Below are 13,646 nucleotides of genomic sequence, written 5' to 3' on the forward strand. Positions count from 1 at the left end.
GCTAAACCTCAGCCGAGAAGACTGATTCGATCCAGTCTCGGCGCCCAGCCGTCAGGGTTGCTGAAAGTCAGGTTGTTCCGGCCGCCGACCAGCACGATCGTGAAGGTCCGGGAGCCGACGACGTCCCAGTCGCCGCTCGACGGGAACGACAGCCGCAGGTGGGTCTCGCTGTTGATCGTGAGGATCGCGGTCCGGTCCTCGCCGCTGACGTAGTCGACGGTCAGCGCGTACCGGTTGGTCGCCGGCACCTCCACCTCAGTGAAGGAGACGAGACCGGGCCGCCGGTCCGACCCGGTGCCGATGCCCTGCACGATGCGGCCGCCCCCGGCCTGGCGCAGCGAGAGCACCTCGGCGCCCCCGATGAGCGCGGCGTCCTCCGCCTCGTACGTGCGGGTGAACGGCCCGGCGTCCGATGAGGCGGGCGCGGCCTTGGCGCGGGACGGGGTCGGCGAGGCCTCGGCCGGACCGATCTCCTGGTCGGCGCTGGGTGCCGGCGCCCTGGGCGGGCCGGTGGGCAGGGCGAGCCCCCGCCCGGCGTCCGGTGACTTTTCGCCGTCGGGGGAGAGCGTGGCCACCGCCACGATCGCCAGCGCCAGTACCGCCACCCCGGCCAGCCCGAGGCGGATCCGCTGGCGGTGCGGTCCGGGCGCGGCGATCTCGCGGAGGCCGCGCCGGCCCAGGCGGACGTACCGGCCGGCCGTGGCCGCCGCCCCCGGATCGGCGCCGGACGGCGGGGGCACGGGAGCGGAGACCGGCGCGTCCAGGTCGAACGGCGGGGCCGCGTAGGGCGTGGGCGGCCGCAGGTGCTCCGGTTCCTCGTCGTCCGGTACCGCGTGCGCGCCCCTTCGGGCCGGCGCGGTGGGCGACGGCGCCGCAGGCAGCGCGAGTCGCGCCATGCCACGCTGGTCTGTGCCGCGTGGCGGCGGCAGCCAGCCGCCGACCCGCAGCCGGTCCATACCCTTGCGATCCGCAGTCGTCACATCCGCACCTCGCCTGGTCCCCAACGGTCCAATACGGGGCGCGGAGATTATCGGATCAATCCTCGTCAGGTATAAATTCCGGGCGGCGGGTCCCAGCCCGACAGCACGTTCGCGCCGATCTCGATGTGCTTCCAGTCCACCGGGTCGTGCAGGGCCAGCGTGCGGGCGTCCCGCCAGTACCGGTCGAAGCCGGTGCCGGTGCGGGTCGCACTCGTCCCCATCAGCGCGAACGCGTCCGTCGTCGCGGCCAGCGCGGCCTTCGTGGCGGCCGACTTCGCCGCGAAGATCGGCACGGCCAGCTCGGTGCGGCTCAGCTCGCCCCGCTCGAACGCGTCCAGCAGGTCACCGGTCGCCATCGTCAGCGCGTACGCCCCGGCCAGCCCCGCGGTCAGCTCGCCGGCCAGCCGCTTCACGACCGGGTCGTCGGCGGCACTGTCCACACCGGCGGACGGCCACGGGCGGGCCCGCGACGACACGAACGGCACCGCCGCGCTCAGCGCACCGATCCCGATCCCGACGAGTACGGCGGCGAAGCCGGCCTGGTAGCGCAGCGAGTTCTGCGGGAGCGGGGCGCGGCCGGGCAGGCTCGCCCGCAGCGCCGGGTCGGTGCGCACCTGGCGGAACGTCACCGTCCCCGAGTCGGTGGCGCGCTGGCCGAGCATGTCCCAGTCGCGGTGGACCGTGACCCCCTCGGCGTCCCGGGGCACGAGGTTGAGCTGGAGCCCGAGGAGGAAGTTGTCCGCCGCCCCCTCGGCCGCCGGGTTGAACGCCCACACCGCGATCAGGTCCGCCTCGGCCGCGCCGGTCGTGTAGATCTTCTCGCCGTCCACAGTGAACCCGCCGTCGGGATGGGGCGTCGCGACGGTACGCCACGGGTCGTCCACCTTGCGCCCCGACTCGGCCACGGCCAGCCCGAGGATCGCGCCGTCCCGGATCCGCGCGGAGAGCGGCGGGCGCAGCTCGTCCGGGCAGTACACGAAGATCTCCCGGGTCAGCTCGTCGTGCACCTTGAATATCTGCGCCACGGACGAGTCGGCGGCCGCGATGCGCACCTGCGCCTCCAGCGAGACGCGGTGGGAGGCGCCGAGGCCGCCCCACTCCGCTGGGAGTCCACTCTGGAGGATGCCGCTCCGCTTCAGCGCGGCCACCGAGGCGGTGGGGTAGCGGCCTGCGGCGTCGGCCGCCGCGGCGGCGGGCGCGATGTCGGTGTCGAGTACATCTTGGAGGGTGGCCAGCGCCGCCAGCTCGTCGGGGCGGAAGCGGGCGGCCGACGGTGCGGGGACCGCCGCGCCGAGCAGCGCGCGGGGCGTCGGGGCAGTCACGCCCACCAACCCTACCGGCGCCGGGCCCGCCCCGCCGCCACCCGGCTACCGCGGGAGTCCGTGGCGGCCGAACTCGACGGAGCGGATCAGCGCCCGGCTGACCTGACCGAACTCCTGCTCGTCACCGGTCTCGAAAAGCAATGTGGGCCGACTCCGGTAGTCGGCCCACATCTGGAAGCTCGCCGGCCAGCGCCGGCCGCAGAACATGATGCCCCCTAAGGCGGCCGCCGCGGTGAGCGCGGCGATGGCCCAGGCCGCCGGCGTGCTGAACACCGCCGCCACCGGCGCCACGACGGACAGCTCGGCGAGGCCGACCAGGAGGGCGGCGCGTGCGGGGGACGACATCGGCCCGCGCGCCCGCTCGATCTGGCGCAGCTCGGCGATCGGGAACCGCTTGCCGTAGACGACCAGCAACTGGTCGGTGACGGCGACGCCGCGCTGGTTGTAGAAGGTGGTGAACCCGGGCGACCGGCCGGGAGGGCTGAGGTGGTCGATGCTCATGCCCGTCCTCGCTTCGCTGCGGGCGGGCATGAGGCTGCACACGCGCTGAGTTCGATGATTCGCTCGCTGCGCTCGCTCATGGCGGCCTCCTTCGCTACCTCTCACTATCGGTTGCCAGGCGTCGGATGGCAATAGCGCAATCTGCTAGGTGGCAGATAGCGCCATGGCTGGCACGCCACGCGGCCGTGGTCTGCTACAGGCTGTCCATTGCGCGGTATATGCGCTGTTCCGAGATGGGGTACGCGGTGCCGAGCGCCTGCGCGAACAGGTTGATCCGCAGCTCCTCGATCATCCAGCGGATCTCGTGCAGTGCGTCGCTCGGCGGCACCTCCTGCCGCAGCTGGGCGTACTCCCGCTGGATCTCCTCGACCACACGGGTCTGCTGCAGGTCGCGCTGCGGGTTCTGGGGCAGCCGGTCCAGCCGCCGCTCGATCGCGGTGAGGTAGCGGACCAGGTCGGGCAGGCGGCGCTGTCCGGTCGCGGTCACGAAGCCGCGGTAGACCAGCGCGGAGAGCTGGGCCCGGGCGTCCGCGAGGGAGGGCATGAGGTCGAGGCGCACTCCGGGCCCGCCGCGGTCAGGGGAGTAGGACAGCGCCTTCAGCCGCTGTTCCACCTGGTACGCGGCCGCGAGCACCCGCCGCACCTGGCCGACCACCGCGGCGAGCCCGTCCACGTACCCGGTGCGGACCGCGTCCCGCAGCTTGGCGAACCCCTCCTCGTCCCACGCCGGGCCGCCGGCCTGCGCCATCAGCTGGTCGACCACCGCGCCCGCCGCGTCCTCCAGCAGGTCGGCGACGCCTTTGTGCGGGTTGCGGCTCAGCGCCAGCTTGTCCTCGTTGGAGAGCCGGCCCTGCATGACCTTCGCGGGGGACGCCAGGCCGAGGAGCAGCAGCCGGCGGGTGCCGGCCCACATCGCATACCGCTGCTCGGCCTCCGTCTCGAAGACGCCGACTCCGACCGACTCACCCTCGTCGACGAGCGCCGGGTACGCGTTGACGGAGTACCCGGCGCGTTCCTGCCGGACCGTCCGGGGCAGCGTGCCGAGGTCCCAGGCGCGCAGGCCGTGCCGGCTGATCCCGGGCGCCGCCGCGGCGACCGTCTCCCGGACGGTGGCCCGGAGCTGGGTCTGTAGCGCGGCGAGGTCTTTGCCCTCGGCGAGCGCGGCCCTGCCCTCGTCCTCCACCCGGAACGTCATCCGCAGGTGGTCCGGCACCTTCGACAGGTCCCAGGCGGCGCGCGGCACCGGGGTACCGGTCATCCGGCGCAGCTCCCGCTCCAGCGCGTCGAGCAGCGGCCCGTCCGGCGCCATCCGGTCCAGCGCGGCGCGGGCGTAGTCGGGCACCGGTACGAAGTTGCGCCGCACCGGCTTGGGCAGCGACCGGATCAGCGCCACGACGAGGTCTTCGCGCAGCCCCGGTACCTGGCGGTCGAAGCCCTCGGGGCGTACCCGGGACAGCAGCGGGAGTGGAATGTGGACGGTCACGCCGTCGGCCCCGGTACCCGGCTCGAACTGGTAGGTCAGCTTCAGCGCCAGCTCGCCCTGGCGCCACTCGTCCGGGTAGTCGGTGGCCTCCACCGCGCCGGCCCGCTCGTTGATGAGCATGGCCTTTTCGAACGTGAGCAGGTCGGGCTGCCGCTGCCGGGTCTTCTTCCACCAGCTGTCGAAGTGCCGGGCCGACACCACGTCGGCGGGGAGTCGCTGGTCGTAGAAGGCGAAGAGCGTCTCGTCGTCGACCAGGATGTCGCGCCGCCGGGCCCGGTGCTCCAGCTCCTCCACCTCGGCGAGCAGCTCCCGGTTGTCCCGGAAGAACGCGTGGTGGGTCTCCCAGTCGCCCTCCACCAGCGCGTGCCGGATGAAGAGCTCGCGAGCCAGCGGCGGGTCGATCCGGCCGAAGTTCACCTTGCGGCCGGTGACCAGCGGCACGCCGTACAGCGTGACCCGCTCGACCGCCATCACGGCGCCCTGCTTCTTCTCCCAGTGCGGCTCGCTGTAGCTCCGCTTGACCAGGTGGCCGGCGAGCCGTTCGACCCACTCCGGCTCCACTTTGGCCACGATGCGGGCCCAGAGCCGGGACGTCTCCACCAGCTCGGCGGCCATCACCCACTGCGGCTGCTTCTTGAACAGCGCCGAGCCCGGGAAGATGCCGAACTTGGCGCCGCGCGCTCCGAGGTACTCGTGGCGTTGGGTGTTTTTGAGGCCGACGTGCGAGAGCAGTCCACTGAGGAGTGACTGGTGGATCCGCTGCCCGTCGGCGGGCGCTGCCTTTGGCGGCTTGACCGCCTGGCGCAGCTGCCCGTAGAGGTCCTGCCACTCGCGCACCCGCAGGTAGTTGAGGAACTCGTTGCGGCACATCCGCCGGAACTGGCTCGACGACAGCGCCTTCTGCTGCTCCTCCACGTACTTCCACAGGTTGAGGTACGCGAGGAAGTCCGACTCCTTGTCGACGAAGCGGGCGTGCTTTTCGTCGGCGGCCTGCTGCTGGTCGGTCGGGCGCTCGCGTGGGTCCTGGATGGACAGTGCGGCGGCGATGACGAGCACCTCGTGCACGCAGCCGTTGCGCTCGGCCTCCAGCACCATCCGCCCCAGCCGCGGGTCGACCGGCAGCTGGGCGAGGCGGCGGCCGAGGTTGGTGAGCCGTTCGCCGTCGAGCGCGCCGAGCTCGTGGAGCAGGTCGACGCCGTCCTTGACGTTGCGGCGGTCCGGCGGCTCCACGAACGGGAACGCGGCCATGTCGCCCAGCCCCAGCGCGCGCATCTGGAGGATGACCGAGGCGAGGTTGGTGCGCAGGATCTCCGGGTCGGTGAACTCCGGGCGCGCGAGGAAGTCGTCCTCCGAGTAGAGCCGGATGCAGATGCCGTCGGAGGTGCGGCCGGAACGGCCCTTGCGCTGGTTGGCCGAGGCCTGCGAGACCGGCTCGATCGGCAGCCGCTGCACCTTGAGCCGGTGGCTGTACCGGGAGATGCGCGCGGTGCCGGGATCCACCACGTACTTGATGCCGGGCACGGTGAGCGAGGTCTCGGCGACGTTGGTGGCGAGCACGACGCGGCGCCCGGTGTGCGACTGGAAGACCCGGTGCTGCTCGGCCGTGGAGAGCCGCGCGTAGAGCGGGAGGATCTCGGTGTGCCGCAGGTCGCGGCGGCGGAGGGCGTCGGCGGTGTCCCGGATCTCCCGCTCGCCGGAGAGGAAGACCAGGATGTCGCCGGGCCCCTCGGCGCACAGCTCGTCGACCGCGTCGAGGATCGCCTGCGTCTGGTCCTGCTCCTCGTCTTCGCCGACGGGGCGGTAGCGCACCTCGACCGGGTACGTGCGGCCGGAGACCTCCACGATCGGGGCGTCGCCGAAGTGCTTGGAGAAGCGCTCGGGATCGATCGTGGCCGATGTGATGATCACCTTGAGGTCGGGGCGGCGGGGGAGGAGCCGCTTGACGTACCCGAGGATGAAGTCGATGTTGAGGCTGCGCTCGTGCGCCTCGTCGATGATCAGCGTGTCGTACTGCCGCAGCATCCGGTCGTGCTGGATCTCGGCGAGCAGGATGCCGTCCGTCATCAGCTTGACCAGCGTGCCGTCGCTGACCTTGTCGGAGAAGCGCACCTTGTATCCGACGGCGCTGCCCAGCGGCGTCCCCAGCTCCTCGGCGATCCGGTCGGCCACCGTCCGCGCCGCGATCCGCCGCGGCTGGGTGTGGCCGATCAACCCCTCGACGCCCCGCCCCAGCTCAAGGCAGATCTTGGGCAGCTGGGTGGTCTTGCCCGAGCCGGTCTCGCCGGCCACGATCACGACCTGGTGGTCGCGGATGGCGGCGAGGATGTCGCCTTTCTTCTGGCTGACCGGGAGCGCCTCGGGGTAGCTGATTTCCGGCACGCTCTCCCGGCTCTCGCGGCGAGCGGCCAGCCGCAACTCCCGATCCATGGCCCACCAAGCTTATCCTGCCTGGCCAGCGCATTTTTCGCGCCGGCCAGGCGGGGGTTCGGGTCCGGTCGGTCAGCCTCCCGGCTCGGCGCGGTCGCGGTCCCCGGCGGCGAGGGCGGTCAGCTGATGTCGAAGAGCGGCCCGGTGATGGTCAGGCCGAGGTCGTCGCCGGCGAAGGAGAAGAACGCGAACAGCATCAGCGCCGCCCCGGCCAGCGCCGCGTCCTTCTGGAACTGGACCAGCTCCATCTGCCGCACCTGCGGCTCGCTCTCCTTCCAGAACGGGTGCATGAGCAGCGCCGTCGGCACCAGGAAGACGACCAGCAGCAGCGCGCCGAGGTCCGCCCAGATGCCGAGCAGCACGAGCAGCCCGCCGACCGCGATGAGCAGCCCGCTGACGAGAGTCGCGGCGTACGCCTGCGGCACGCCCTTGCTGGACGCGTAGCCGGCCATCGCCTTGGTCTGGGTGAGGTGGCCCACGGCGGAGCCGAGAAAGAGAGCGGCGAAGAGGATGCGTCCGATCAAAACCAGGATGTCCATGCCTACCTCCACGAACGGAGACGACTGCGACGAATACCCTTGACGTCTCAAGTATCCGCTCGTCAAGTACCCGGTTCAAGTGATGGTCATCGTTGGACCGCGGTTTGGGGCACCTGGCACGTTAGAGACATGTCGCGTTTGCGCAGGCGCGCAGCTAGTGACCTGGGCGGCAGCGGGTTGCAGACTTCCGTCTGGCGCCCCCACAAAGGAGCAGCGGCCCTGTGCCGAAGGCAAAGCGGGTGGTCCTCGCGGTTACCGCCGCGGGGGCTTCCTGGCCCGGCCCGCCGCCTCCCGCGCGCCCGAGCCTCCTAGCGATCCCGGCCGCCGGCGGTGTAGGTCCGCCGGTCGCCCGATCCGAGACATCCGAGCTATCGCGGCAGCCGCCGCGGTCCGGATCCCGTGGGGGGCGGTATCCCATTGCCGTTGTGCCGCAAGCCTTCCTTGACCGGCGCGGGAAGGTGGGGTTCGCGGGCGTCCCTGGCGAAAACCGCCCCTCCGCGGGCAGCAATTCGCCACGGACAGCTTGGCACCCCGTCAACCGGGCGGCGAACGGGCCGGGATCTGGTCGTCGTCGCGCGGAGCGTGGGCCGGGCGGGCGCTGGCGGGGCGCGGGGCTTTTGTTGGGAGTCTGGCTCAACATCACGCAGTTGTAACGTTTTAGGGCCGGGATTGACGTCGATGTAACGGAACCATAACCTGGGCCAGGCAAGCGCTTACCTGTGGCGCACCTCACTTGGGCCTCGGAGGTCTCACATGGGCGTTATGAAACGGTTCACCACTGTTCTCGCCGCCGTGTCGCTCGTCTTTGCCGGTGCGGCCTGTGGCGGAGACGATGAGGCGGAGTCGGGGCCGGTCACGCTGCGTTACTCGTGGTGGGGAAACGCCGACCGCGCCGCGCTGGTGCAGAAGGCGATCGACCTGTTTCAGACGAAGAATCCGAACATCAAGGTCACCCCGAGCTTCCAGGAGTTCGAGGCGTACTGGCAGAAGATGGCCACCGATACGGCCGGCGGCAACGCGCCGGACGTGCTCCAGATGGACTTCGCCTACCTGCGGGAGTACGCGGAGCGCGGCGTGCTCTACGACCTCAAGAAGCAGGAGGGCGAAAACCTCAACACCGGCGACCTGCTCGAAGGGCTCAAGGGCGCCGGCGAGGTCGACGGTGGGCTCTACGCCGTACCGGTCGCCGGCAACACGTGGGGCTACGTCTACAGCCCGGCCGCGTACAGCAAGGCGGGCGTGCCGGAGCCGAAGCTCGGCTGGACGTGGAACGACTACCGGGCCGCGATGGAGAAGATCACCAAGAGCACCGGCGGCAAGATGTACGGCGGCGGCAACTACATCGGCACCTATTACAACCTGGAGGTGCAGCTCCGCCAGGAGGGCAAGCTGCTCTACACCGAGGACGGCAAGCTCGGCTTCGACAAGCCGCGGCTGGCGAAGTTCTTCAACGAGGGCAAGCAGCTCGCCGACGCCAAGATCGTGCTGCCGGTCGAGAAGGGCGTGCAGATCAAGCCCAAGTTCGCGCTGGAGATGGACCTGATCGCCGGCGACCTGGGCTGGGACAACTTCATGACCCGGTACGCGGCGGCGACCAAGACGGAGCTCAAGCTCGGTCCGGTGCCCAGCGACAACCCGGCGCAGCTGGGGCAGTACCTCAAGCCCTCGATGCTGATGAGCGTCTCGGCGAAGTCGAAGCACCCGGAGGAGAGCGCCAAGCTCATCGACTTCTTCATCAACGACCCCGGGGCGGGCGAGATCCTCGGCGCCAACCGCGGCATACCGGCCACCAACGGCCAGCGCGCGGCGGTCAAACTGGAGGGGCCGTTCGCGGCGGTGGCGGCGTACGAGGAGAGCATCAAGACCCAGCTGGAGAAGGCGCCACCCGCCCCGCCGAAGGGCGCCGGCACGATCGAGCAGGCGTTCATCCGGATCTCCGAGGAGCTCCAGTACGGCCGGATCAGCGTGGACCAGGCGGTGGACCAGTTCTTCACCGAGGCGAACGAGACGCTCGAATCCTGATGGCGACAGTCGCACCGACCCGCCGGGCGGAAGCCCCGGGACAACCGGCGGGCCCGCGCACACGGGTCCGCCGGTCGGGTGACGGGGTGGCGGGGTACCTGTTTCTCTCCCCGTGGATCCTCGGCATCCTGCTGCTGACGATCGGCCCGATGCTCACCTCGCTGTACCTCTCCTTCACCGACTACAGCCTCTTCACCGCTCCCGAGTGGGTCGGCCTCGACAACTACAAGCGGATGTTCGAGGACGCGCGGTGGCTCAAGTCGGTGCAGGTGACCACCATCTACGTGGCGGTGGCCGTGCCAGTGAAGCTGGCCGCCGCGCTCGCCGTCGCGCTGCTGCTCAACAACAAGCGCAAGGGGCAGGGCTTCTACCGGGCGGCGTTCTACGGGCCGTCGCTCATCGGGGCGAGCGTGAGCCTGGCCATCGTGTGGAAGGCGCTCTTCACCGACGACGCGGTCGTCGACCGGGCGCTGCGGGTGGTCGGCATCCACACTGGAGGGTGGGCCGGCAACCCGGACTTCTCGCTGCTGATGCTGGTGCTGCTCGGCGCCTGGCAGCTCGGCGCGCCGATGGTCATCTTCCTGGCCGGGCTCAAGCAGGTGCCGGTGGAGCTGCACGAGGCGGCGCATGTGGACGGTGCCGGGCGGTGGCGCCGCTTTCGCTCCATCACGCTGCCGATGATCTCGCCGGTGGTCTTCTTCAACCTGCTGCTGGAGACCATCAACAGCTTCCAGGTCTTCACCTCCGCGTACATCGTGGGCGGACCCAACGGCTCGCCCGCGGGCACCACGCTCTTCTACACCATCTACCTGTACGACCGGGGCTTCTCCGACTTCCGCATGGGCTACGCCTCGGCGATGGCGTGGATGCTGCTGCTCGGCGTCGGCCTCATCACGCTGTTTCTCTTCCGCACCGCCCGCGGGTGGGTCTACTACTCAGGGGACAAGCGATGAAACTGTCCACTGTGGCCTGGCATGCCGGTGTGCTCGCGGTGCTGGCGATCGTGCTGTACCCCATCGTGTGGGTCGTGGCGGCGACCTTCAAGCCGTCGGCGGACATCATCGGCAGCCTCAGCCTGCTGCCCAGCGCGCCGACGACCGCCAACTACGAGCGGGCGGTCGAGGGCATCGCGAGCATCAGCATCGGCCGCTTCTTCTGGAACTCGACCATCCTGGCGGTACTGTCCGTCGTGGGCACCGTCGCCTCGTCCGCGCTCGCCGGCTACGCGTTCGCGCGGCTGCGGTTTCGGGGGCGGGGCGCGATGTTCGCCTTGATGATCTCGACGCTCCTGCTCCCGTTTCACGTGCTGATCATCCCGCAGTACGCGGTCTTCCAGCGGCTCGGCCTCATCGACACGTACGTGCCGCTGCTGATCGGCAAGTTTCTGGCCGCCGAGGCGTTCTTCGTCTTCCTGATGGTGCAGTTCATGCGAACCATCCCGCAGGAGCTCGACGAGTCGGCCAAGATGGACGGTGCCGGGCACTGGGGCATCTTCTGGCACATCATCCTGCCGCTGGCCCGACCGGCGCTCATCACGACCGCCATCTTCACGTTCATCTGGAGCTGGAACGACTTCTTCGGCCCGCTCGTCTACCTCAGCACCCCGGACAAGTACCCGCTGCCGCTCGCCCTCCAGCTCTTCGTGGACGAGGCGTCCGGCTCCGACTTCGGCGCGCTGATGGCGATGTCGATGCTGGCGCTGGTGCCGGTCATCCTCTTCTTCCTGTTCTTCCAGCGCTTTCTGGTCGAGGGAGTCTCCACGTCGGGGCTGAAGGGATGAAGCGCCTGGTCCTCTTCGGAGAGTGCCTGCTCGCCGGCCTCCTCACCGCCCTGCTCGCACTCCCGCTCGTCACGCTCCTGCCCGCCCTGGCGGCCGGCTGCGCGCACATCCGGGCCCATGTGGACGGTGAGACCACGGCGGTCCGCGCCTACTTCGCCCGCTTCCGCGCCGCGTTCCCGGGGAGCCTCAAGCTCTCGCTCGCGGTGGTCGCGGCGTTCGCGGTGGCCATTGTGGACGGTCTTTTCCTGCGCGCCGCCGTGCCCGGCGGCGCCTTCGTCGCCGCCTTCGCCGGCCTGGCGGCGGTGACCCTGTCGGTGGTCCTGCTCCGCGCGGCGGCCACCTGGTCGCCCGGTCGCTCCTGGCCTGATCTGGTACGCCAGGCCGCTGCCCGCGCCGCCACGAGCGATCCGTCGGGGTCCCTGCTCCTGGTGATGGCGCTTGCCCTGCTCGTGCTCGTCACCTGGCAGCTGCTGCCGCTGGCGCTGCCCATGCTCGGCTGCGTGCTGATGGCCGCCGTGGCGGTCGAGCGCCGCTACGCGGTGATCCTGGCCCGCCCGTGATCGAAGCTCCTCCCATGTCGTTCTAGCGACGTGAGGGGAGCTTTGATCACGGCTGGTCCTGGTCGGCCGCGAGCGCCTGCAGGATCTGCTGGCCGAACTTGGCCAGCTTGGCCTCGCCGACCCCGCTGACCGTGCTCAGCGCGGCGAGCGTGCGCGGCGACTCGACGGCGATCTGGCGGAGGGTCGCGTCGTGGAAGATCACGTACGCCGGGACGCCCTGCTCCTTGGCGGTCGCGGCCCGCCACGCGCGGAGCCGCTCGAAGACCGGCGCGGCCGCCGGTGGCAGCTCGGCGGCGGCCGCGGCACCCCCGCGCGACCTGGCGGTCTTGGCGGTCGCCACCCGCTCCGGCTCGCGGCGGAGCTTGACCTCGCGCTGCTTGCTCAGCACGCCCTTGCTGCCCTCGGTGAGCGCGAGCGTGCCGTACTCACCCTCGACCGCGAGCAGTCCCTGGGCTAGGAGCTGGCGCACCACCGCTCGCCACTCGCTCTCGCTCAGCTCGGTGCCGATGCCGAAGACGCTGAGCTGGTCGTGCCGGTGCTGGGTGACCTTTTCGGTGCGCTTGCCGAGCAGGATGTCGATCGACTGGGTGGCGCCGAAGCGCTGATTGCGCTCGCGGTGCAGCCGCAGCACCGTGGAGAGCAGCTTTTGCGCCGCTATCGTGCCGTCCCACGACTCCGGCGGCGCGAGGCAGGTGTCGCAGTTGCCGCAGGGCCTGCTCTCCTGCCCGAAGTACGCGAGAAGCTGCACCCGCCGGCACTCCACCGTCTCGCAGAGGGCGAGCATCGCGTCGAGGTGGGCGGCGAGGTTGCGCCGGTGGGCCAGGTCGCCCTCGGAGCCGTCGATCAGCTTGCGCTGCTGCACGACGTCCTGCAGCCCGTACGCCAGCCAGGCGGTCGAGGGGAGCCCGTCGCGGCCGGCGCGGCCGGTCTCCTGGTAGTACCCCTCCACCGACTTCGGCAGGTCGAGGTGGGCGACGAAGCGCACGTCGGGCTTGTCGATGCCCATGCCGAACGCGATCGTGGCGACCATGACCAGCCCGTCCTCGCGCAGGAAGCGGGACTGGTTGGCGGCGCGGGTGCGCGCGTCGAGCCCGGCGTGGTACGGCAGCGCGGTGACGCCGTTGTCGACGAGGAACTCGGCGATCTTTTCCACCGAGGCGCGGGAGAGGCAGTAGACGATGCCGGCGTCGCCCGCGTGCTCGGTGCGCAGCAGGTGGAGCAGCTGCTTGCGGGGCTCGTTCTTGGGCACGATCCGGTACTGGATGTTGGGCCGGTCGAAGCTCGCCACGAAGTGGCGGGCCCCCTCGAGCTGGAGGCGCTTGGCGATCTCGGCGTGGGTGGCGGTCGTGGCGGTCGCGGTGAGCGCGATCCGCGGCACGTCCGGCCACCGCTCGTGCAGCATCGACAGCGCCAGGTAGTCGGGGCGGAAGTCGTGACCCCACTGCGACACGCAGTGTGCCTCGTCGATCGCGAAGAGCGCGATGTTTCCGCGCTCGAGCAGCCGCTGCACCCCGGGCGTGCCGAGCGCCTCGGGCGCCAAATAGAGCAGGTCGAGGTCGCCGGCGAGGAAGGTGGCCTCGACCGCCCGGCGGGTGTCGAAGTCGAGCGTCGAGTTGAGGAAGTCGGCCCGCGTGCCGAGCGCCCGCAGCGCGTCGACCTGGTCCTGCATCAGCGCGATGAGCGGGGAGATCACCACGGCGGTGCCCTCGCGGACCAGGGCGGGGATCTGGTAGCAGAGCGACTTGCCACCGCCGGTGGGCATGAGCACGAGCGCGTCGCCGCCCCCGCTCACGTGCTCGATGATCTCGCGCTGGTCGCCCCGGAAGGAGTCGTACCCGAAGACCCGGCGCAGGACGCGGAGCGCCTCGGTCTCAAGATCTACAGCGGGAGCCACCCGCCGATTCTACGGGGTCGGCCGCTCCGGCCAACCCGCCCGTGTCACCCGTTTCGGGCTCACTCCGGAATCACGCGAATGGTGACCATGCCGGCGTGTACAACGCCCAAAGTGGACAGAAAACGGGCTCGACGGAGT

9 protein-coding genes and 1 pseudogene are annotated in these 13,646 nt (G+C 70.6%); 4 read left to right on the forward strand and 6 right to left on the reverse strand.

All coding sequences use genetic code 11. The annotated features are described in order from the left end of the window. Positions 1 to 8: 8 nt before the first annotated feature. The 5 genes and pseudogenes from RB614_RS32350 to RB614_RS32370 all read right to left on the reverse strand — a co-directional run bounded on the left by RB614_RS32350 (position 9) and on the right by RB614_RS32370 (position 7,252). Positions 9 to 980 carry a carbohydrate-binding protein gene (locus RB614_RS32350; protein ID WP_308716480.1) on the reverse strand — a complete coding sequence of 324 codons (972 nt, stop codon included), beginning with the start codon at positions 978 to 980 and terminating at the stop codon, positions 9 to 11. Positions 981 to 1,045: 65 nt separating this feature from the next. Next, positions 1,046 to 2,302: an acyl-CoA dehydrogenase family protein gene (locus RB614_RS32355; RefSeq protein ID WP_308716481.1), complete on the reverse strand. Its 1,257-nt coding sequence runs from the start codon at positions 2,300 to 2,302 to the stop codon at positions 1,046 to 1,048. A gap of 45 nt (positions 2,303 to 2,347) precedes the next feature. Continuing rightward, a complete protein-coding gene (locus RB614_RS32360) occupies positions 2,348 to 2,803 on the reverse strand; it encodes a DUF6232 family protein (RefSeq protein WP_308716482.1) in 456 nt (151 codons plus the stop codon). Positions 2,804 to 2,996: 193 nt separating this feature from the next. Further along, positions 2,997 to 6,704, reverse strand: a pseudogene (gene hrpA, locus RB614_RS32365) (ATP-dependent RNA helicase HrpA); the annotation flags it as partial. Positions 6,705 to 6,832: 128 nt separating this feature from the next. Next, complete coding sequence (locus RB614_RS32370; RefSeq protein ID WP_308716483.1) at positions 6,833 to 7,252, reverse strand: DoxX family protein; 420 nt, start codon at positions 7,250 to 7,252, stop codon at positions 6,833 to 6,835. A gap of 762 nt (positions 7,253 to 8,014) precedes the next feature. On the opposite strand from RB614_RS32370, the gene RB614_RS32375 reads away from it, so the two are divergent. From RB614_RS32375 to RB614_RS32390, 4 genes are all read left to right on the forward strand, one after another. Continuing rightward, positions 8,015 to 9,274 carry an ABC transporter substrate-binding protein gene (locus RB614_RS32375; protein ID WP_308716484.1) on the forward strand — a complete coding sequence of 420 codons (1,260 nt, stop codon included), beginning with the start codon at positions 8,015 to 8,017 and terminating at the stop codon, positions 9,272 to 9,274. A gap of 86 nt (positions 9,275 to 9,360) precedes the next feature. Further along, on the forward strand, positions 9,361 to 10,227 hold the full coding sequence (locus RB614_RS32380; RefSeq protein WP_308716485.1) for a carbohydrate ABC transporter permease: 867 nt from the start codon (positions 9,361 to 9,363) through the stop codon (positions 10,225 to 10,227). Further along, the gene (locus tag RB614_RS32385) at positions 10,224 to 11,054 is read left to right on the forward strand and encodes a carbohydrate ABC transporter permease (protein WP_308716486.1); all 831 of its coding nucleotides are present in this window, start codon (positions 10,224 to 10,226) and stop codon (positions 11,052 to 11,054) included. Before RB614_RS32380 ends, RB614_RS32385 begins: the two co-directional genes overlap by 4 nt. Continuing rightward, positions 11,051 to 11,614, forward strand: a complete 564-nt coding sequence (locus RB614_RS32390; protein ID WP_308716487.1) for a DUF624 domain-containing protein — start codon at positions 11,051 to 11,053, stop codon at positions 11,612 to 11,614. Before RB614_RS32385 ends, RB614_RS32390 begins: the two co-directional genes overlap by 4 nt. A 46-nt stretch (positions 11,615 to 11,660) precedes the next feature. Here RB614_RS32390 and recQ read toward each other — a convergent pair whose 3' ends face one another. Then, the gene (recQ, locus tag RB614_RS32395; RefSeq protein WP_308716488.1) at positions 11,661 to 13,508 is read right to left on the reverse strand and encodes a DNA helicase RecQ; all 1,848 of its coding nucleotides are present in this window, start codon (positions 13,506 to 13,508) and stop codon (positions 11,661 to 11,663) included. Positions 13,509 to 13,646: the final 138 nt, after the last annotated feature.

This window comes from Phytohabitans maris, assembly GCF_031085175.1.
Lineage (GTDB): Bacteria > Actinomycetota > Actinomycetes > Mycobacteriales > Micromonosporaceae > Phytohabitans > Phytohabitans maris.

Bases quoted from the DNA above. Each gene is read 5' to 3' on its own strand.
- RB614_RS32360 (WP_308716482.1), bottom strand. From the start codon at position 2,803: ATGAGCATCGACCACCTCAGCCCTCCCGGCCGGTCGCCCGGGTTCACC.
- RB614_RS32370 (WP_308716483.1), bottom strand. From the start codon at position 7,252: ATGGACATCCTGGTTTTGATCGGACGCATCCTCTTCGCCGCTCTCTTT.
- RB614_RS32385 (WP_308716486.1), top strand. From the start codon at position 10,224: ATGAAACTGTCCACTGTGGCCTGGCATGCCGGTGTGCTCGCGGTGCTG.
- RB614_RS32375 (WP_308716484.1), top strand. From the start codon at position 8,015: ATGAAACGGTTCACCACTGTTCTCGCCGCCGTGTCGCTCGTCTTTGCC.
- RB614_RS32390 (WP_308716487.1), top strand. From the start codon at position 11,051: ATGAAGCGCCTGGTCCTCTTCGGAGAGTGCCTGCTCGCCGGCCTCCTC.